This window comes from Agromyces sp. Soil535, assembly GCF_001428255.1.
Classification (GTDB): Bacteria; Actinomycetota; Actinomycetes; order Actinomycetales; family Microbacteriaceae; genus Agromyces.
Map to the genome: position 1 here is coordinate 234415 of NZ_LMRW01000023.1, position 19430 is coordinate 253844.

17 protein-coding genes and 1 tRNA gene are annotated in these 19430 nt (G+C 72.3%); 8 read left to right on the forward strand and 10 right to left on the reverse strand.

The window, feature by feature from the left end; genetic code table 11:
• Nucleotides 1-8: 8 nt before the first annotated feature.
• From tatC to ASG80_RS14155, 7 genes are all read right to left on the reverse strand, one after another.
• Nucleotides 9-761, reverse strand: a complete 753-nt coding sequence (tatC, locus tag ASG80_RS14125; RefSeq protein ID WP_056732171.1) for a twin-arginine translocase subunit TatC — start codon at nucleotides 759-761, stop codon at nucleotides 9-11.
• A 50-nt stretch (nucleotides 762-811) separates the two neighbouring features.
• A complete protein-coding gene (gene tatA / locus ASG80_RS14130) occupies nucleotides 812-1087 on the reverse strand; it encodes a Sec-independent protein translocase subunit TatA (protein ID WP_056731774.1) in 276 nt (91 codons plus the stop codon).
• A gap of 93 nt (nucleotides 1088-1180) precedes the next feature.
• Nucleotides 1181-2209 (reverse strand): YafY family protein, encoded by a 1029-nt coding sequence (locus tag ASG80_RS14135; protein ID WP_235508334.1) that lies wholly within the window; start codon nucleotides 2207-2209, stop codon nucleotides 1181-1183.
• Nucleotides 2206-3225: a YafY family protein gene (locus tag ASG80_RS14140; protein WP_156401856.1), complete on the reverse strand. Its 1020-nt coding sequence runs from the start codon at nucleotides 3223-3225 to the stop codon at nucleotides 2206-2208. The genes ASG80_RS14135 and ASG80_RS14140 overlap by 4 nt, the downstream gene beginning before the upstream one ends.
• 49 nt (nucleotides 3226-3274) lie before the next feature.
• Nucleotides 3275-4222, reverse strand: a complete 948-nt coding sequence (locus ASG80_RS14145) for an FKBP-type peptidyl-prolyl cis-trans isomerase (protein WP_056731780.1) — start codon at nucleotides 4220-4222, stop codon at nucleotides 3275-3277.
• A 43-nt stretch (nucleotides 4223-4265) separates the two neighbouring features.
• Complete coding sequence (locus ASG80_RS14150) at nucleotides 4266-5291, reverse strand: tRNA (adenine-N1)-methyltransferase (protein WP_056731782.1); 1026 nt, start codon at nucleotides 5289-5291, stop codon at nucleotides 4266-4268.
• Nucleotides 5288-5962 carry an HAD family phosphatase gene (locus ASG80_RS14155; protein WP_056731784.1) on the reverse strand — a complete coding sequence of 225 codons (675 nt, stop codon included), beginning with the start codon at nucleotides 5960-5962 and terminating at the stop codon, nucleotides 5288-5290. The genes ASG80_RS14150 and ASG80_RS14155 overlap by 4 nt, the downstream gene beginning before the upstream one ends.
• 75 nt (nucleotides 5963-6037) lie before the next feature.
• Between ASG80_RS14155 and ASG80_RS14160 the strand changes: the two genes are divergently transcribed.
• On the forward strand, nucleotides 6038-6976 hold the full coding sequence (locus ASG80_RS14160) for a PAC2 family protein (protein WP_056731786.1): 939 nt from the start codon (nucleotides 6038-6040) through the stop codon (nucleotides 6974-6976).
• 78 nt (nucleotides 6977-7054) lie between these two features.
• Here ASG80_RS14160 and ASG80_RS14165 read toward each other — a convergent pair whose 3' ends face one another.
• Both ASG80_RS14165 and ASG80_RS14170 read right to left on the reverse strand, forming a co-directional pair.
• On the reverse strand, nucleotides 7055-7879 hold the full coding sequence (locus ASG80_RS14165) for an undecaprenyl-diphosphate phosphatase (RefSeq protein WP_056732172.1): 825 nt from the start codon (nucleotides 7877-7879) through the stop codon (nucleotides 7055-7057).
• Nucleotides 7880-7928: 49 nt separating this feature from the next.
• Nucleotides 7929-9254 (reverse strand): M20/M25/M40 family metallo-hydrolase, encoded by a 1326-nt coding sequence (locus ASG80_RS14170; protein ID WP_056732173.1) that lies wholly within the window; start codon nucleotides 9252-9254, stop codon nucleotides 7929-7931.
• A 112-nt stretch (nucleotides 9255-9366) separates the two neighbouring features.
• Here ASG80_RS14170 and ASG80_RS14175 point away from each other — a divergent pair.
• The 7 genes from ASG80_RS14175 to ASG80_RS14205 all read left to right on the forward strand — a co-directional run bounded on the left by ASG80_RS14175 (nucleotide 9367) and on the right by ASG80_RS14205 (nucleotide 18876).
• Nucleotides 9367-9450 (forward strand) — tRNA-Leu (locus ASG80_RS14175).
• A 168-nt stretch (nucleotides 9451-9618) separates the two neighbouring features.
• Nucleotides 9619-10344, forward strand: coding sequence for a hypothetical protein (locus ASG80_RS14180; RefSeq protein WP_156401857.1), 726 nt, complete (start codon nucleotides 9619-9621; stop codon nucleotides 10342-10344).
• Nucleotides 10341-11885 carry a DNA polymerase Y family protein gene (locus ASG80_RS14185; RefSeq protein WP_056731790.1) on the forward strand — a complete coding sequence of 515 codons (1545 nt, stop codon included), beginning with the start codon at nucleotides 10341-10343 and terminating at the stop codon, nucleotides 11883-11885. The genes ASG80_RS14180 and ASG80_RS14185 overlap by 4 nt, the downstream gene beginning before the upstream one ends.
• A gap of 32 nt (nucleotides 11886-11917) precedes the next feature.
• On the forward strand, nucleotides 11918-15358 hold the full coding sequence (locus tag ASG80_RS14190; RefSeq protein WP_056731791.1) for an error-prone DNA polymerase: 3441 nt from the start codon (nucleotides 11918-11920) through the stop codon (nucleotides 15356-15358).
• Between the two features lie 97 nt (nucleotides 15359-15455).
• Nucleotides 15456-16631 carry an MFS transporter gene (locus ASG80_RS14195; protein WP_056731793.1) on the forward strand — a complete coding sequence of 392 codons (1176 nt, stop codon included), beginning with the start codon at nucleotides 15456-15458 and terminating at the stop codon, nucleotides 16629-16631.
• Between the two features lie 113 nt (nucleotides 16632-16744).
• Nucleotides 16745-17617, forward strand: coding sequence for a DUF3097 domain-containing protein (locus tag ASG80_RS14200; RefSeq protein WP_056731795.1), 873 nt, complete (start codon nucleotides 16745-16747; stop codon nucleotides 17615-17617).
• Nucleotides 17618-17781: 164 nt separating this feature from the next.
• On the forward strand, nucleotides 17782-18876 hold the full coding sequence (locus ASG80_RS14205; RefSeq protein WP_056731797.1) for a VIT1/CCC1 family protein: 1095 nt from the start codon (nucleotides 17782-17784) through the stop codon (nucleotides 18874-18876).
• A 54-nt stretch (nucleotides 18877-18930) separates the two neighbouring features.
• Here the strand turns inward: ASG80_RS14205 and ASG80_RS14210 are convergent, their stop codons facing one another.
• Nucleotides 18931-19407, reverse strand: a complete 477-nt coding sequence (locus ASG80_RS14210) for an Lrp/AsnC family transcriptional regulator (protein ID WP_056731800.1) — start codon at nucleotides 19405-19407, stop codon at nucleotides 18931-18933.
• Nucleotides 19408-19430 lie beyond the last annotated feature (23 nt).

Below are 19430 nucleotides of genomic sequence, written 5' to 3' on the forward strand. Positions count from 1 at the left end.
CCTCCAGCCTAGACAGCGGCTTCGAACTCCAGGCGGTTCCGGCGCTCCACACGGCGATCGCGCAGGTGCGCGACGAACCAGGCCGCGAAGTACAGCGCCACCATCGGGAGCGCCAGCATGAACATCGAGATGACGTCGGCCGAGGGCGTCGCGATCGCGGTGAAGAGCACGATCACGAGGATCGCCACCCGCCACGACTTGATGATCGACGCCGCGCTGATGATGCCCGCGAAGTTCAGGAGCACGATGAAGACCGGTACGACGAACGCGATGCCGATCGCGACCACGAGCTTCAACACGAAGTCGACGTACTCCTTCGCCGTCAGCAGCGACTGGCCGCCCTCCGGCACGAAGCTCGTCATGAGCCTCACGATGTTCGGCAGCACGAACCAGCCCGCCGCGCAGCCCGCGAAGAACAGCGGGATCGCCGTGACGAAGAAGACGAACGTGAACTTGCGCTCGCGCGTGTTCAGTCCCGGCACCAGGAACGCGAACACCTGGTAGAGCCACACCGGGCTCGAGATCACGAGCCCGAGCGTGAAGGCGATCTGCAACTGCAGGTCGAACGCGCTCGAAATGGTCGGGAAGATGATCGCCGTGTCGTTGCCCTGCGCCTCGGCGACCCGGTTCACGGGCTCCTGGATCGCGTTCCACACGAAGGCGTTGGTGAGCCACCAGCCGAGCCCGGCGCCGACGACGATGGCGATGGCCGAGATGAAGAGGCGCTTGCGCAGCTCGATGAGATGCGCACCGAGCGACATGCGCTTCTCGCGGTTCTTCTCCCCGCGATCCTTCACCGCGGACATCGGAATCAGCGGCTCTTGCCGGAATCGGCCTCGTCGGTCTTGGCCTGCCCGGCGGTCGTGTCGGTCGCGGTGCTGCTCGCCGTCGCGGCCGTGGTGTTCGCGTCGGCCGCCGCGGCCTCGGTCGTGCCCGCCTCGTCCTTGTCGGGGCGAACCTCGCTCTTCAGGATCTTCATCGACTGCCCGAGGCTACGGGCGAGCGCCGGGAGCTTCGGGGCGCCGAAGAGCAGCAGGATGACCACGAGGATGATCAGCGCGTGCCAACCAGTGAAGCCTTGCCACATAGGTGTTCGTCCGTTCTCCGGGGGGATCTTGGCGACAGTCTACCTGCCGCACGTGCCCGTCGACCGAATCGGGTGTCGGCCGACCGTTCGAGGTCAGGTTGAACCGTCGGTGGCGCCGGTTCCGCGAGGGTCGTCGTCGGATGCCTCGCGGCCCGCGTAGCCCGCCAGTCCGGCCGCCGCCCATTCCGCGACCGCCGCCCTCGCCTCGGCGGGCGCGACCACGGTGACGAGGCCCGGAAGGCCTGCGACGAGGCGCTTCAGCCCATGCACGTGCGAGAGCCTCAGCGTGACCCGCAGTCGCCCGTCGACCTCGCGGGCTCGCGAGTCGGCGAGGTAGTCGGCCAGCAGCGGCAGGGTCGACGGCGCCACGTCGACCACCACGGCGAGGTCGGAGTCCGAGCTCTGGAACAGGGTGTCGGGCACGACGCGATGCGAGTGGTCGCCGATCGGCTCGTCGGTGAGCACGAGGTCGCTCATGCGGTCGACGCGGAAGTTCCGCACGTCCTCCCGCGTGTGGCAGTACGCCTGCAGGTACCAGTCGGCATCCTGCGAGATGATCCGCAGCGGATCCGCGCGACGCCGGCCCCGTTCTCCGCGGGCGTTCAGGTAGTCGAACTCGACCTGGCGCCCCTCGGCCACGGCTTCGCGGATCACGGCGAGCGACGCGTCGGCCTCGGTCTCGGCGACCGCCAGTCGGCTCGGCGCCGAAGAGGCCCCCGCCGCGAGCTTCGCCTTGAGCGAGGCGAGCGACGCGCTCCCGGCGCTCTCGGGCGATGCGGAGAGGTACTGCAGGCCGGCCATGAGCGCTGCTGCCTCGCGCGCCGAGAGCCGCGGGGCGTCGTCGATCGCGACGTGGTGCACGATCACGATGACATCGTCGTCCTCGAAGGAGTCCCAGTCGATGTCGAACAGGTCGTTCGGCTGGTAGGTGCCCGTCGAACCCGGCAGGCCCGACGTCGCGATGAGGCGGACTGCATCGCGGATCTCGGCCTCGGTCATGCCGAAGTGCTGGGCGGCCTCTGCCACGTCGACGACGCGCCGCTCCAGCAGGTACGGCACGAACGACAGCAGGAACACGAGCTTGTCTGGCGCCTTCAGCGGCTTCGCGCGCTTGGCCATCATGCCGCTCCCCCGTCGCGATGGGCGGCGACGACCGCCGCGAGGCGCTCGCGCACCGCGTCGCGGAGCGAGGCAGGGCTGATCACGCGCACCTCGGGGCCGTAGGCGGCGAGCTCGTCGGCGAACACCGCGGCATCCGTGTAGTGGAGCCGGATGACGCCCGCGTCCTCGTCGCGCAGCACGGCGCGCTTGCCGAGGCGCACCTCGGCGTCGCTGCCTGCAGTGACCGCGAGGTCGGCCGCGTTCCGGAGCCGGAGCTCGTCGAGCTCGGCGAGGATGCGATCCTGGATGCCGGGTGGCGGCGCGTCGAACGTCAGTCCGGGCACCGGCTCGACCTTGCCGATGATGCGCGAGAGGAGGAAGGTGCGGGGGCCGCCTGCGTTGCGGTCGAAGCCGTGCAGGTGCCAGCGGCCCTCGTGGAGCACCACCGCCAGCGGGTCGACGATGCGTTCGCGCGGCGCCGGTTCGCCCGGCTTGAAGTACCGGAACCGCACCGTCTGGCGGCGGTCGAGCGCCTGGCGCAGCGGCTCGAACGCGGCGTCGCGCACCCGCAGCCTCGGGGCGTAGCCGATCACGGGCTCGCGCGGCTCGATGCCGAGCGACCGCAGCTTGGTGAGGGCCCGCTGGGAGTCCGACGAGAGCGAGGCCTCGCGCCAGACCTCCGCAGCGAGACCGAGCAGGGCGAGCTCGTCGGGCGTGAAGCGCACCTCCTCGGGCAGGTCGTACTGGCCCTTGGGGATGCGGTATCGAAGCGCCTGGTTGTCGCCCGGGCGATCCGGCGACTCCACGGTCTCGAGCGGGATGCCGAGCTCGCGGATGTCGTCCTTGTCTCGCTCGAACTGGCGCTCGAGGTTCGCGTTCTGACCCGACTCGTCATAGCGCTCGGCGTAGCCGCGCACCGACGAGAGGATCTCCGCCTTCAGGAGGCCGGTCTCGGTGGCGAGCAGCGCCAGCACGAGGCTGAAGAGCCGATCTTCGACCGGGATCCTCGGCTCACCCTTGCGCGATGCACCCGACACACGTGCGATCATACTGAACCGCGGGCGGCGTCCGACCGCCTGCGCCGGCTCAGATGACGCCCAGGATGTCGATCACGAAGAACAGCGTCGAACCGGCCGGCACCTGCTCGTTGCCCTGGTCGCCGTACCCTTCCGACGGCGGCACGATGACGCCGATCTGCGAGCCGACCTGCTGGCCGATGATCGCGTTCGCGAAGCCCGGGATCACCTGCGCGTCGTCGCCCGTGCTCACGACGAACGTCGTCGGCGCACCGCTCTTCCACGAGGAGTCGAAGACGGTGTTGCCGTCCCACAGGACGCCCGTGTAGTGCACGACCACCGAGTCGCCCTCTTCCACGACTTCGCCGGAACCCTGCTTCAGCACCTCGGTCTGCAGTTCCTTCGGCGGATCGCTCTTCGGCACCGTGATGCCGGGACGCCCGTCGGGTGCGAGCACCACGGCCGGGAAGCCGTCGCGGCTGAGGCGCGGCGTCCCCTCGGCGCGGGCCGGGAAGGCGCGCTGCACGTCGATCACGAACACGAGGCTGTCATCGGGGGCGATGTTGAGCGATGCGTTGCCCTCGTCGCCGAAGGCGTCCTCCGGCGGCACGACGACGGCGACCCGTGACCCCACGCTGGCGCACGTCAGCGCCTTCTTGAGGCCGGGCAGGGTCGAGTCGGAGACCACGAGCGGGATCTGGTCCTCGTCGCCGAAGCCGGTGGGCTCCTGCAGCGTCTCGCCGTTCGCGCCGTTGTACACGGCGAGGCCGATCATCGCCTGCTGGCCCTCCTGGAGCCGCTCCCCGTCGCCCGCGATCACCTCGGTGCACTGCGTCTCCCCGGGGGCGAGTGGCGCGGGGAACTTCACGCGCGGCTTCTCGCCGAAGTCGCCCGACACCACGACGGCGTCGGACGACTGGCCGGACGTCGCCTCGGGGGCGGCGGGCGCGGGCGTGCAACCGGAGAGGGCCACGGCGACGAGGCCGGCCGTGGCGATGAGCGCGAGTGACGAGCGCACTGATCCTCGATTCTTCGATGGGTCGCGGAGGGGCGTTGGTAGCCTACAAGGCTTCGTCGGGGCCTTCGGTGGCAGGCTCCACAGGCTCCGACGCTCGGGACCGCTCGGCCGCGGCATCCGCTGCCCGCGCGCGCTTGCGCAGTGCCTTCGCGCTGACCGACCGCTCGCCGAGCGCGCCCGGGGTCCACGCCTCGACGTCCTCGTCGCTGAACTCGGTCTTCGACGGTCGGCGCTTGAGCTCGGGCAGCACCGTTTCGGGCGCGAGGCGTCGGGCGGTGAGAAGGAACCCGGTGTGCGCGATCATGCGGTGGTCGGGGCGCACGGCCAGGCCCTGCACGTGCCATCCGCGCACCATCGTCTCCGACGACTGCGGCTCGGTGTACTCCCCGGTCGCCCGGATCGCCTCGGCCACCCGCGAGAGCTGCGTCACCGTGGCGATGTAGCAGAGCAGCACGCCGCCGGGCTTGAGCGCCGTCGACACCACGTCGATGCACTCCCACGGCGCGAGCATGTCGAGGACCACGCGGTCGACGGATGCCGCGGGCGCCTGAGCCGGCAACGCCTCCGCCAGGTCGCCGAGCGTGATCGTCCAGTTCTCGGGGTCGTACCCGTGGAACGTCGCGACGTTGCCGCGCGCGACACCCGCGAACTCCTCGCGCCGCTCGAACGACATCAGCCGGCCGCCGTGACCGATCGCACGCAAGAGCCACAGCGAGAGCGCGCCGGAACCGACGCCGGCCTCGACGACCGTGGCGCCCGGGAAGACATCGGCCTGCGCCAGGATCTGCGCCGCGTCCTTCGGGTACACGATCGCGGCGCCCCGCGGCATCGACATCACGAAGTCGCTGAGCAGCGGCCGCAGGGCGAGGTACTCGACGCCGACCTGGTTCGCGACCACCGAGCCGTCGGGGAGTCCGATGAGGTCGTCGTGGGCGATGGGGCCCTTGTGGGAGTGGAACAGCTTGCCGGGCTCGAGCGTGATCGTGTGCATGCGACCCTTGGGGCCGGTCAGCTGCACCCGGTCGCCGGCCCGGAACGGTCCGCTGCGCTCGCCGCGGCTCTCGGTCACGCGAGGGCCTCCCGCGCGTCGAGCGCAGCCGCGACATCCCACACCGACTTGTCGACGAGCGTGTCCCACAGCACGTGCGCGGGGGCCTCGTCGAGCGCCAGGATGTTCGGCACGCCGATCGTGACGGCGCCGGCCGCCCACGCCGAGGTCAGGCCGGCGGGAGAGTCTTCGATGGCCACGCAGTCGCCCGCGTCGACGCCGAGCGCGGCGGCCGCGGCGAGGTAGGGCTCGGGGTGCGGCTTGGCGTTGTCGACCGAGTCGCCAGTGACGATCACGTCGAATGCCTCGAACGGGATCGCGTTCACCACGTCGTCGGCCATCGACCGGATCGACATCGTCACGAGGGCGGTGGGCACGGATGCCTCGCGCAGCGCCTCGAGCAACTCGCGCGCCCCCGGCCGCCACGGCACGCCGTGCTCGACGAGCTGCTCCTGCACGCGGGCGGTGAGCCGCGCGACGATCGTGTCGGCGTCGAGGTCGACGCCCGCCGCCTGGAACACACGCGCGGCCTCCCACAGGCCGCTGCCGACGAGCCCGAGGGCGTCCTCGTGCGTCCAACGGCCGCCGAAGGACGCGACGAGCTCCTCCTCGGCCGCCATCCAATAGCGCTCGGTGTCGACGAGGGTGCCGTCCATGTCCCAGAGGACGGCGGCGGGCAGGCGAGTGGTCACAACCCGCAAGTCTACGGGCACGGCCTATTGTGGAGGGGACCCCGGGCGTCCGGGGCGGGAAGCGGGGCACCTGGAGTGAATCAGCCGGCCGGGTTCGAGGGCGGAAGGCTGCTCGTCGTCGCCTTCGAGGGATGGAACGACGCCGGAGAGGCGGCGACCGGTGCGGCGAAGCTCCTGGCCGAGCGCCTCGGGCTCGTCGAGATCGACGCGGTCGACCCCGAGTCGTACTTCGACTACCAGTTCACGAGGCCCACGGTCGTGGTGGGCGACGACGGCGTGCGCCGCCTGGAATGGCCGGGCGCGGCGATCCTCGGCCCCGGCGGCACGCCCACGTCGAACGACGAGGAGCGCGTCACCGGCCCGGGCGCCGACACCCTGCACGTGCTGCTCGGCGCCGAGCCCGCGCGCAGCTGGAAGGGCTTCGCCGCGGAACTCATCGATGCCGCGCTTGCTGCCGACATCGAGGGCATGGTGCTGCTCGGGGCGATGCTCGCCGACGCGCCGCACACGCGGCCACTTTCGGTGTTCGCATCGAGCGAGAACCGCGAGGTACGCGCGGCGCTGGGCGTGGACCGCTCCAGCTACGAGGGCCCCGTCGGCATCCTCAGCGTCATCGCCGACCAGGCCGAGCGGGTGGGCATCCCCACCGTGTCGCTCTGGGCGTCCGTGCCCCACTACGTGCACAACGCGCCCTCGCCGAAGGCCGTGCTGGCCCTGCTCGGCAAGCTCGAGGAGCTCACGGGCCTCAGCATCCCGCGCGGCACCCTCGAGTCGGAGGCGAAGGCGTGGGAGGCGGGCGTCGACGCGCTCGCGGCCGACGACGAGGACATGGCGGGCTACATCACGCAACTCGAGCAGGCGCGCGACGCGGTGGACGCGCCCGAGGCGAGCGGCGAGGCGATCGCGCAGGAGTTCGAACGCTACCTCCGCCGCCGCGGCGACGGGCCCGAGGGTCGCGCCGATGGGCGGGAGGGTCCCCGGGACGAGCCCTGGCGGCCGCGCGACGGCTCCTGAGCCGTCACCGCGGACCTCGCCGCGCGGCCGTGTCGCGGCATCCGTCCGCCTGCGATGGCGCGGATGCCGCAGCATCCGTCACGCGTCGACGGTGCCCGTGGCGAGCAGCGCGAAGAGCACCAGGCCGAGCGTGATGCGGTAGATCACGAACGGCAGGTAGCTGTGCCGTGAGATGTAGCGCATGAGGAACGCGATCACGAGGATGGCGACGACGAACCCGACCAGCGTGGCCACGGCCGTCTCGATCGGGCTGTAGACCGACGGCTCGCCCCAGCTCTTCACGAGCTGGAAGAGGCCGCTGCCGAACACCGCGGGGATGGCGAGCAGGAAGGCGTAGCGCGTCGCCGCCGCGCGCTCGTAGCCGAGGAAGAGCCCGGCCGAGATGGTGCCGCCAGAGCGTGAGACGCCGGGGATGAGCGCGAGGGCCTGCGCGAATCCGAACGCGATGCCGTGCGGGATGGTGAGGTGGTCGAGCGTGCGGGTCTTCGCCCCGGCCCAGTCGGCGAGCCCGAGGATGATGCCGAACACCACGAGCATGGTGGCGGTGATCCAGAGCGATCGGAACGTGGTCTCGATCTCGTCCTGGAAGAGGATGCCGAGCACGACGATCGGGATCGAGCCGACGATGATCAGCCAGCCCATGCGTGCGTCGGGGTCGTGGCGGGGAGTGCGTCCGAACAGCGACCCGAACCAGTGCGAGACGATGCGCACGATGTCGCGCCAGAAGAACACGACGACCGCGGTCTCGGTGCCGAGCTGGATGATGGCGGTGAATGCGGCTCCCGGATCCTGTGCGCCCGGGAGGAACTCACCCAGGATCCGCAGGTGCGCGCTCGACGAGATCGGGAGGAACTCCGTGAGCCCCTGCACGAGTCCGAGGATGATCGCTTCGAGCACGGTGATCTTCGCCTTCCGCCTCCGCGGAAGCCGGAGGGATGAGACCGGTCGTCGGTCAGTAACTGAGCAGAAGGTCCCGCAGGACCTTCCTTCCGAAGGATAGTGCGTCGAGCGGAACACGCTCGTCGACCCCGTGGAACATCGCCGGGAAGTCGAGGTCGGCGGGGAGCCGCAGCGGCGAGAACCCGTAGCCCGCGATCCCGAGCCGGCTGAGCGACTTGTTGTCGGTGCCGCCCGAGAGCAGGTACGGGAAGACTCTGGCGTCGGGATCGTGCACGGCGAGGGAACGCGTGACCGCATCGACGAGCGGCCCGGTCGTCGAGGACTCCAGGCCGACGTCGCGGTGCACGAACTCGATCTCGATCTCGTCGCCGATGATCTCGCGCACCTCCTCGAGCACCGCGTCCTCCTGGCCGGGGAGCGTGCGGATGTCGACCAGCGCCTCCGCCCGGTCGGGTATCACGTTGTGCTTGTAGCCGGCGTCGAGCGCCGTGGGGTTGGTCGTGGTGCGGAGGGTCGCGGTGACGAACCCCGACGCGGACCCGGTTGCGAGCGCGAGCTCGTCGGGCGTGACCTGCTCGGGGTCGACGCCGAGGGTGTCGGCGATCGCGGCGAGGAGCTCTCGCGTGGTGTCGGTGAGGTGCAGCGGCCACTCGGTGCGGCCGAGGCGCGCGATCGCCTCGGCGAGCTTGGTGACGGCGTTGTCGCGGATGAGGCGCGAACCGTGCGCGGCCACGCCGTGCGCCACGAGCCGCACCCAGATGAGCGACTTCTCCCCCGTCTGCAGCAGGTAGGCGCGCTCGCCGCCGACCGTGATCGAGTAGCCGCCGACCTCGCTGATCGCCTCGGTGGCACCGTCGAAGAGCTCGGGGTGGTGGTCGACGAGCCAGCCCGCCCCGACGCCGCCGCCGGCCTCCTCGTCGGCGAAGAACGCCACGACGAGCTCCCGTTCCGGGAGCGATCCCGACCCGATGATGTCGCCGAGGGCGGTGAGGATCATGGCGTCCATGTCCTTCATGTCCACCGCGCCCCGGCCCCACAGCATGCCGTCGCGGATCTCGCCGGCGAACGGGTCGACGCTCCAGTTGCGCGGGTCGGCGGGGACGACGTCGAGGTGGCCGTGCAGCACGAGCGCGGGCTTGCCGGGGTTGCGTCCTGGCACGCGCGCGACGACGCTCGTGCGGCGCGGCGCGGGCTCGAAGAGCTGCGGCGCGAAGCCGAGCGCTGCGAGCCTCGCCTCCACGTATTCGGCGGCCTCGCGCTCCCCTTTCGCCCTGCCCTCGCCGTAGTTCGTCGTGTCGATCCGGATGAGGTCCCGGGCGATCACCGCGGTCTCGTCGAGGTCGGTGGTCGGCTGCTGGACTGCGGATGACTCGGCCATGCGTTTCACCGTAGTCGCGCGGTCGGGGGCGGGCCACCGGCGTTCGAGGCGCCCCGCAATCCGTGCTAATGTCTTCTCTCGGGCCTTCGAGCGATCGAGGGCCGGAGACAACGCGCGGGTGGCGGAAATGGCAGACGCGCTAGCTTGAGGTGCTAGTGCCCTAACGGGCGTGGGGGTTCAAGTCCCCCCTCGCGCACGCGTTGTCGAGAAGGCCGGATCATGATGATCCGGCCTTCTCTCGTTTCCGGGCGCGCGCCGGCGGAGGTCGCATCCGCGTCGCTCGGATGACCCCGGAACGTGGGGTGGACGGTCGGCATCTTCGACTTGCCTGATTCGAACGTATGTTCGAAACTGGGGTATGACCATGACCGCTCCCCTCGTCGCCCCCGCCCCACGGCCGGCACACGTCGAGGAGCTGCAGGCCCGCATCCGCGGGATGCAGGCGACGCGGCTCGACTCCAAGGCGGTGCCGACGCATCCGGCACTCGAGTCGGTGCTGCCGGGCGGTACCCTGCGCGAGGGCACCGTCGTGCAGGTCGAGGGGTCGACCACGCTGCTCATGGCGCTGCTCGCCGGGCCGAGCGCGAGCGGACGGTGGGTCGCGGTGGCCGGCATGCCCGAGTTCGGCGTCGAGGCGGCCGCGCGGTTCGGCATCGCCCTCGATCGGCTCGTGCTCGTGCCCGACCCCGGGCGCCAGTGGCTCACCGTGGTCGCCGCGCTCGCCGACGTCATCCCGGTGGTCGCGGTGCGGCCCGCGGGCCGGGTCGCTCCCGCCGAGTCGAGCCGGCTGCAGGCCCGACTCCGCCAGCGCGGCACCACGCTGCTGGTCGCGGGCGACTGGCCGGGCAGCGACGCCCGCCTCGGCGTCGAGGCGAGCGAGTGGCAGGGGCTCGAGCAGGGGCACGGACATCTCGCCGAACGCGAGGTGGTGGTGAGCGTGGCCGGCCGCGGCGAATTCGTGCGCAGCACCAGGTCCCGGCTGCGGCTGCCGGGCCGCTCGCTCGAGTTCGCGCCGGTCGGCACGGATGGCACCGCCGATGTGGCCGAGCCGATCCGCCTCGACGACCTCGAGCGGAGGGCCACCGGATGACCGCCGACCCCGGCCGCGCCATCGTGCTGTGGTGCCCCGACTGGCCGATCTTCGCGGTGTGCCGCGAGCATGGACTCGACGCCGCTGCGCCGATCGCCCTCACCGAGGCAGGCCTCGTCTACGCCTGCTCGCCGGCCGCACGCCGCGACGGCGTCGCCCGCGGCCTGAAGCTCCGCGAGGCGCAGTACCGCTCCCCCGGGCTCACCGTGCTCGACTACGACGCGGCCCTCGACATGCGCGTCTTCGAGCCGGTGGTGCGCCGCGTCGAGGCGACCGTGCCGGGGGTGCAGCTCATCCGCCCCGGCACCCTCGCCATGCGGGCCCGTGGGCCCGCCCGGTACTACGGCGGTGAGGATGCCGCGGCGGCGGCGCTCCTCGAGACCGTCGCGGAACTCGGGGTGCCCGGCGCCCGGATCGGCATCGCCGACGGGCCCTTCGCGGCCGAACAGGCCGCACGCGCCGCACGCGAGTCCTCCGTCGGGATCGTTCCGCCCGGGGCATCCGCCGCCTTCATCGCCCCGCTGCCCGTGGGGCTCGTGGTCGATCCGCGCACGGCGACGTTGCTCAACCGGCTCGGCGTGCATACCCTCGGCGAGTTCGCCGCGCTCCCCGACGACGACGTGCGGCGAAGGTTCGGGGCGGCCGGCGCGTTCGCGCACGATCGCGCGGCCGGGCGCGAGCAGGCGCGCGTCGTGGCCCGCACGCCCCCGCCCGAGTTCGAGGTGGAGCAGCACTTCGAGCCGCCGCTCGACCGCATCGACCAGCTCGCCTTCGCGTTCCGGGTCGGCGCCGAGGAGTTCATCGACCGCATGCGGGCGGTGCGGCTCGTCTGCACGGGCCTGCGCATCGAGCTCGACGACGAGCGCGGCGGGCACTCGAGCCGCAGCTGGCTGCATCCGCGGTGGTTCACGCCCACCGACGTCGTCGACCGCGTGCGGTGGCAGCTGCAGGGCGCGGGCACCGCCGACAGCGGACTCGCCTCGCCGATCGTGCGGCTGCGGGTCGTGCCCGAGCGCATCGACTCCACGGGCAACCACGAGGAGGGGCTCTGGGGCGGCGGGCCCGACGAGCGGGTGCACCACGGACTCACCCGCGTGCAGAGCATGCTGGGGCACGAGGCGGTCGTCACCGCGGCGATCGGCGGCGGCCGCATGCTCGCCGACCGGCAGGTGCTCGTGCCCTGGGGCGATCGGCCGCCCGAGCGCACCAGCGACGCGCCGTGGCCGGGCAGCCTGCCCGCACTCGCGCCCGCGAGCGTGTTCCGCGAACGGCTGCCCATCGCCCTGCTCGACGCACGCGGCGACATCGTCGCGATCGACCAGCGCGGCGCGATCTCCGCGCCGCCCGAGCGCTTCGCCGTCGGCGGCGGCGAAGCGGCGCCCGTTCGTGCCTGGGCGGGCCCGTGGCCCGTGGTCGAGCGCTGGTGGGACGCCGAGCACGCCAAGCGCGTGCACCGGTTCCAGGTCGTCGACGACGACGGCTGCGCCTGGCTCCTCGTGCGCGACCGCGAGGGCTGGTGGGCCGAGGCGAGGTACGACTGATGGCTGCTCGCGATCGTCAGGTGGGGTGAGCGATGGGCTGGAACAATCCGTCGATCCCGTGGTCGGAGCTCGAGCGCAAGCTCTCCGATCGGCGACGGCCGGGCGGGCCGCCGCTCATCGCCGACGGCGGCGACAGCCCCGCGTGGAGCCGTAAGCGGCATCCGTACCGCCCCTCGGAGGGACTCGAGGCACCGGCCGGCCCGATCGTGCCCTACGCCGAGCTGCATGCGCACTCCACGTACAGCTTCCTCGACGGCGCCTCCATGCCCGAGCAGCTCGTCGAGGAGGCGCACCGGCTCGGCCTCTCGGGTCTCGCCATCACCGACCACGACGGCTTCTACGGCATCGTGCGCTTCGCCGAGGCGGCCGAGAGCTTCCCCGAGCTGGGCACCGTGTTCGGCGCCGAGCTCTCGCTCGGGCTCGGCGAGCCGCAGATGGGCGTCGCCGACCCCGAGGGCGAGCACCTCCTCGTGCTCGCGCGGCAGGAGCCGGGCTACCACCGCCTCGCGAGCGCGATCACCGCGGGCCAGCTCGCGGGCGGCGAGAAGGGCCGTCCCACGTACTCGCTCGAGGAGCTCGCCGAGCGCTCCGGCGGCGAGTGGGTGATCCCCACCGGATGCCGCAAGGGCGCAGTGCGACGCGCACTGGCCGACGGCGGGCCGGATGCCGCGTGGCGCGAGCTCGACCGCCTCGTCGCCCTCTTCGGGCGCGACCACGTCGTCGTGGAGCTGTTCGACCACGGGCATCCGCTCGACCAGGACGCGAACGACGCCCTGGCCGAGCTCGCCGCACGGGCACGCCTGCCGCTCCTCGCGACGAACGCGGTGCACTACGCCACGCCAGGCGAGCACCGGCTCGCCTCGGCGCTCGCGGCGGTGCGTGCCCGGCGAAGCCTCGACGAGCTCGACGGGTGGCTGCCCGCCTCGGACGGCCTGCACCTGCGCAGCGGGGCCGAGATGATGCGACGCTTCGAGCGCTACCCGGGTGCGGTCGCCCGTTCGGTGACGCTCGCCGAGGAGCTCGGCTTCCGCCTCCGGAGCGCGCGGCCGCGGCTGCCGCGGCAGGAGGTGCCCACGGGACACACGCCCATGAGCTGGCTGCGGGAGCTCGTGTGGGCGGGCGCCGAGAGGCGCTACCCGGGGCTGCCCGACCACGTACGCGAACGCCTCGCGCGCGAGCTCGACGTCATCGAGCAGAAGGACTTCCCCGGCTACTTCCTCATCGTGTACGACCTCGTGCGCGAGGCGCGCAGTCGCGGCATCCTGTGCCAGGGTCGCGGCTCGGCCGCGAACTCGGCGGTCTGCTACGTGCTCGACATCACCGCGGTCGACTCCATCACCTTCGACCTCCCCTTCGAGCGGTTCCTCTCGGCGCTGCGCGACGAGGAACCCGACATCGACGTGGACTTCGACTCCGACCGGCGCGAGGAGATCATCCAGTACGTCTACGGCAAGTACGGCCGCCACAACGCCGCGCAGGTGGCGAACGTCATCAGCTACCGGCCGAAGGCGGCGGTGCGCGACATGGCGAAGGCGCTCGGGTACTCCACCGGGCAGCAGGACGCGTGGTCGCGGCAGGTCGAGCGGTGGGGAGCCGTCGTCTCCACCGACGACCACGACATCCCCGGCCCCGTCGTGGAGCTCGCCGAGCAGCTGCTCACCTTCCCGCGCCACCTCGGCATCCACTCGGGCGGCATGGTGCTCACCGATCGGCCCGTGGGCGAGGTGTGTCCCATCGAGCACGCCCGCATGGAGAATCGCACGGTGCTGCAGTGGGACAAGGACGACTGCGCGTGGATGGGACTCGTGAAGTTCGACCTGCTCGGCCTCGGCATGCTCGCCGCCCTGCAGTACACGTTCGACCTCGTGCGCGAGCACACGGGCGAGGAGTGGGAGCTCGCGACCATTCCCAAGGAGGAGGCGGCCGTCTACGACATGCTCTGCCGCGCGGACTCGATCGGGGTGTTCCAGGTCGAGAGCCGCGCGCAGATGGGCACGCTCCCCCGGCTGCAGCCGCGCTGCTTCTACGACCTCGTGGTCGAGATCGCGCTCATCCGGCCGGGGCCGGTGCAGGGCGGTGCCGTGCATCCCTACATCCGGCGCCGCACGGGCGAGGAGAAGGTGAGCTACCTGCATCCGAAGCTCGAGCCGGTGCTCGCCCGCACGCTCGGCGTGCCCCTCTTCCAGGAGCAGCTCATGCAGATGGCCATCGCGGTGGGCAACTGCAGCGCCGCCGACGCCGACCTGCTGCGACGGGCGATGGGCTCGAAGCGCGGCATCGAGAAGATCGAGAAGCTCCGGTCGAAGCTCTTCGCCGGCATGGCCGAGAACGGCATCGCGCCCGACGTCGCCGACTCCATCTACGAGAAGATCGAGGCCTTCGCGAACTTCGGCTTCGCCGAGAGCCACGCGCTGAGCTTCGGCCTGCTCGTGTATGCGAGCTCCTGGCTGAAGCTGCACTACCCCGCGGCGTTCCTCGCGGCGCTCCTGCGCGCCCAGCCGATGGGCTTCTACTCGCCGCAGACGCTCACCGCCGACGCCAGGCGGCACGGCGTGGAGATGCTCCGACCCGACATCCTGCGGTCGGGGGTGGACGCAGGCCTCGAGGCGCTCGATGGGGCCGCGGCATCCGCTGGCGACGACAGTGCGGTCGGCACCCGGCGCGGGCCGAGCGGCATGGCCGCCTGCGCCGACCCCGTGCAGCCGCCCTTCGGCCGGTTCGACAGGGAGGCGCCCGACCGCTCCGCCGAGCACCGGCGCGACGCCGCGTTCGCGGTGCGCCTCGGGCTCGCCGACGTCTCCTCGATCGGCACCGCCGTGGCGGAGCGCATCGTCGCCGAACGCGAGGCGCGCGGGCCGTACCGCGACATGGCAGACGTCTCCCGGCGCGCGGGCCTGAACGCCGAGCAGCTCGAGGCGCTCGCCGCGGCGGGCGCGTTCGACGGGTTCGGCCTGCAGCGGCGCGAGGCGCTCTGGCTCGCAGGCGAGGCGGCGCAGGACCGCGAGGAGTACCTCGCCGGCTCGATCGTGGTCGTGCAGCCGCCGCTGCTGCCGCTGCTCAGCCCTGCCGAGCAGGTCGTGTACGACCTGTGGGCCACCGGCATCTCCCCCGACGACCACCCGATCCGGCACGTGCGCGAGCACCTCGACGAGCGGGGCGCCATCCGGATCGACCTGCTGCGCAAGGCTGAGAGCGGCCGCCGCATCGAGGTGGGCGGGGTCGTCACCCATCGCCAGCGGCCGGCGACCGCGAGCGGCATCACGTTCATGAACCTGGAGGACGAGTCCGGCACCCTCAACGTGATCGCGGGCGTGGGCGTATGGAACCGCTACCGTCGCATCGCCCGGGAGGCGCCTGCGATGATCGTGCGCGGCATCCTCGAGCGCTCCCCCGAGGGGGTCGTCAACCTCGTCGCCGACCGGTTCGAGCGGCTCACCGTGTCGGCGCCCGCTCGCTCGCGGGACTTCCGCTGAACGCGACCCGACCATGCCCGCCGGAATATCCTGAGGTCGTGGACGCCCGCGATCCACGACCGCTGAGCCCAGGTGTGCTCCGCCGAGGTGTCGGGAGATGACGCGCCGGCCGCCTGCAGGGCGCCTGTTCACGCCCGCGTTCATCGCGCTGGGCCTCGCCGAACTCTGCTACTTCACCGCCGTCGGCGTGGCGATCTTCGCCCTCCCGATCTACGTCACCGGCCCCCTCGGCGGAGACGACGCCGCGGCCGGACTGGCATTCGGCGCGTTCGCCCTCTCGGCACTCGTGCTCCGGCCGATCGCCGGGCGGCTCGCGGATCTCCGCGGCCGCCTCCCGCTCCTCCTCGGCGGCGCGCTGCTCGCCGCCGCGAGCCTCGCGCTCCTCGCCCTCGCCGAGAACCTCGTTGTCATCGTCGCCCTGCGACTGCTGGCGGGCGTCGCCGAGGCCGCGTTCTTCGTCGCCGGGTTCGCCGCCCTCGCCGACCTCGCACCGCCCGAGCGCATGGGCGAGGCGCTGTCGTACAACTCGCTCGGCCTCTACCTCGGCATCGCGCTCGGGCCGCCGCTCGGCGAGGTGCTCGTGCGGGCGTTCGGATTCGGGATCGCGTGGGCCGGCGCCGCGGCTCTGGCGGTGCTCGCCGCGGGCCTGACGTTCCTCGTCGGGGAAACGCGCGCCGGCGGCCCGCCAGACGATGTCGGGCTCCACCTCATCCACCGACCGGCCCTCCCCATCGCCGTCGGGTTCCTCGCATCGCTCGTCGCGATGGGCGGATTCCTCGCCTTCGCGTCGTTGTACGCCCTCCGCGTGGGCCTTGCGAACGCGAGCCTCGCGCTCTTCGTGTACGGCGGCGTCGTGGTCGTGTGCCGCATCGCGTTCGCGCGGGTTCCCGACCGGCTGCCTCCGCTCGCCCTCGGGGCCGCGGCGCTCGGCACGATCGCCCTGGGCCTCGGACTCGCCGCGACATGGCCGTCGCCCGCGGGCCTGATCCTCGGGGCGGCAGTCACCGCCGTCGGGGTCACGTTCAGCACGCCGGCGTTCTTCGCGGCGATCTTCGCGACCGCCTCGCCGTCGCAACGCGGCGTGGCATCCGGAACCGCGAGCGCGGCGATCGACCTCGGCCTGGGAATCGGCCCGATCCTGCTCGGGCTCGTCGCCGACCCGTTCGGGATCCCGTGGGCGTTCGGCGTCGGCGCCGCGGTCGCGGTCGGCGGCGCGGTCTGGACGCTCATGCTCCGGCGGCGGTCGACGGTGTCGGCACCGCCCGCGGGATGACCATCGACGCCCGACATCGTGGGCGCGACGCAGCTCGGGTGGCGAGCGATCGGGTTCGACGTCGCACCGTGTCGGCGACCGCCCGGCCGCCGGTCTTCGGTTAGCCTCGATCGGTGCCGACTGCGACCCACGACCCGAACGGATCCGACCGCTACAGCGCCGACGTGCTCGCCGGCGACTGGCGAGCACGCGGACGGCGCACCATCCCGACGCTCGAGGCTGAGCGGGACCTCGTCGTCGAACTCGCCGCCGACGGGTTCTGCGGCGCCGTCGTCGAGGTCGACACGCGCACCGTCACCCTCGAGGACCGGTTCGGCCGCAAGCGGATGTTCCCCCTCGGGCACGGCTTCCTCGTCGACGGCGACGCCGTGCAGCTCGTGACCCCTGCACCGAAGGCGCCCACCGGTCGGCTCCGCACGGCATCGGGCTCCTTCGCCGTCGATCGGGCGCCCGCACGCGTCGCGCTGCCGAGCCGCATTTTCGTCGAGGGCCGCCACGACGCCGAGCTGGTCGAGAAGGTCTGGGGCGCCGACCTGCGCATCGAGGGTGTCGTCGTCGAGTACCTCGAGGGCGTCGACGTGCTCGCCGCGCAGCTCGACGAGTTCCGTCCCGGCCCTGACCGGCGTGCCGGCATCCTCGTCGATCACCTGGTGCCGGGCTCGAAGGAGCACCGCATCGCCGACGCGGTGGCGCGCGGGCCGCACGGCCGGCACGTGCTCGTGGTGGGGCATCCGTTCATCGACATCTGGCAGGGCGTGAAGCCGGCCCGCCTCGGCCGTGAGGCGTGGCCGGTCATTCCGCGCGGCACCGAGTGGAAGCACGGCGTCTGCGAGGCGTTCGGGTGGCCGCACGCCGACCAGGCCGACGTCGCGCGGGCCTGGCAGCACATCCTCGGCCGCGTGCGCGGCTACGGCGACCTCGAGCCTGCGCTCCTCGGGCGGGTCGAGGAGCTCATCGATTTCGTGACGGCGCCGCAGGAGACCTGAGCGGCACGGCGCTTCGGCCCTCCGAAAACCTGCCAATCCAGGTGGATGGACCGGATGCCGCGCCGCCCGCCGATATCGTGGCTGAGGCCGCGCAGGCGGCAGCGACGTGACGGAGCGGGAGCAACCGGACCAGCGTCCGCGGCTCCCGATGGGATGTGGAGCAGATGAACGACGTGCAGCGGTCGAGCACCGAGGCCGACCGGGCGAGGTGGCGCCGGTACCTCGCGGACGAGCGTGCCGAGGCGGCCGTCTACCGCAAGCTGGCCGCCCGGCGCGATGGCGAGGAGCGCGAGATCCTGCTCGCGCTCGCCGCGGCGGAGGGGCGCCACGAGGCGCACTGGCTCGCGTTGCTCGACGGCGACGACTCGGGCATGCCGCGCGCGGACGTGCGCACCCGCCTGCTCGGCGCGCTCGCCCGCCGGTTCGGCTCGATCTTCGTGCTCGCCCTCGCGCAGCGCGCCGAGGCCCGCTCGCCGTACGCGACCGATCCCCATGCGACCGCGGCGATGGCCGCCGACGAGCGGATCCACGGCGAGGTCGTGCGAGGACTCGCCGCCAGAGGGCGGCGCCGGCTCGCCGGGACCCTTCGCCCCGCGGTGTTCGGCGCCAACGACGGGCTGGTCTCGAACCTCGCGCTCGTGCTCGGCATCGGCGCCACCGGCGTGCCCGCCTCGGTCGTGCTGTTCACGGGCATCGCGGGCCTTCTCGCGGGCGCCCTCTCGATGGCGGCGGGAGAGTACGTGTCGGTGCGATCGCAGCTGGAGCTCCTCGAGGCATCCGCCCCCGACCCCGCCACCCATGAGGCGCTCGTCGACCTCGACATCGACGCCAACGAGCTCGCCCTGGTGTACCGCGCGCGCGGCATGGACGAAGTGGAGGCGCACGAGCGCGCCGCGCTGGTGGTCGCACGCGTACAGGCGGCGGAGCAGGCGCAGGCGCCGACCGATGCGCTCTCGGTCGTGGCGATGGACGACGAGGCGGTGGGAACGGGCCTGTCGGCGGCGCTGTCGAGCTTCCTGTTCTTCGCGTCGGGCGCCGTCCTCCCGGTGCTGCCGTGGATCGTCGGGCTGAGCGGCTCGGCCGCGATCCTCACGGCTGTGGTACTCGTGGGCGTCGCGCTGCTCGCGACGGGCGCGATCGTCGGCCTGCTGTCGGGTGCATCGCCGCTGAGACGGGCCATGCGGCAGCTCGGAATCGGTCTCGGCGCGGCGGCCGTCACCTACGTGCTCGGCCTCGCCTTCGGCACGACCATCGGCTGACCGAAGGCGGCGCCAGCTGCAGCCGCGTCGTGGATCCGTCTTACCGACGTCGCGTCAGCCGACCAGCTTGTTCCAGCCGTCGCCGTCGACGTGCTCGAAGATGAGGTTGGTCTCGGTGTGCGCGACCGCCGGATGCCCCGTGAGGTGGTCGAGCACGAACTGGCGCAGCTCCTCGGCGTCGCGGGCGGCCACGTGCAGGAGGTAGTCGTCGGCCCCGGCCATGTGGTACACCGCGAGCACGCCCGGCAGGTGCGGCACCTGCGCTCGGAACGCGTCGATCTCGCTGCGGTCGTGCTTGACGAGCCGCACGGCGATGAGCGCCTGCAGCGAGACGCCGAGCGACGCCAGGTCGACGTCCACCCGGTAGCCGCGCACCGTGCCGAGGCTCTGCAGCCGCCGGAGCCGCAGCGATACCGTGGACTCGGCCACTCCGACCTCGGCGGCGAGTGCGGCGCCCGATGCCCTCGCATTGGTGGAGAGCGCCTGCAGCAGCGCTCGGTCGACGCGGTCGAGTTCGGGTTTCTGCGCCATCGGTGGCCCTCCCCTGCGATCTG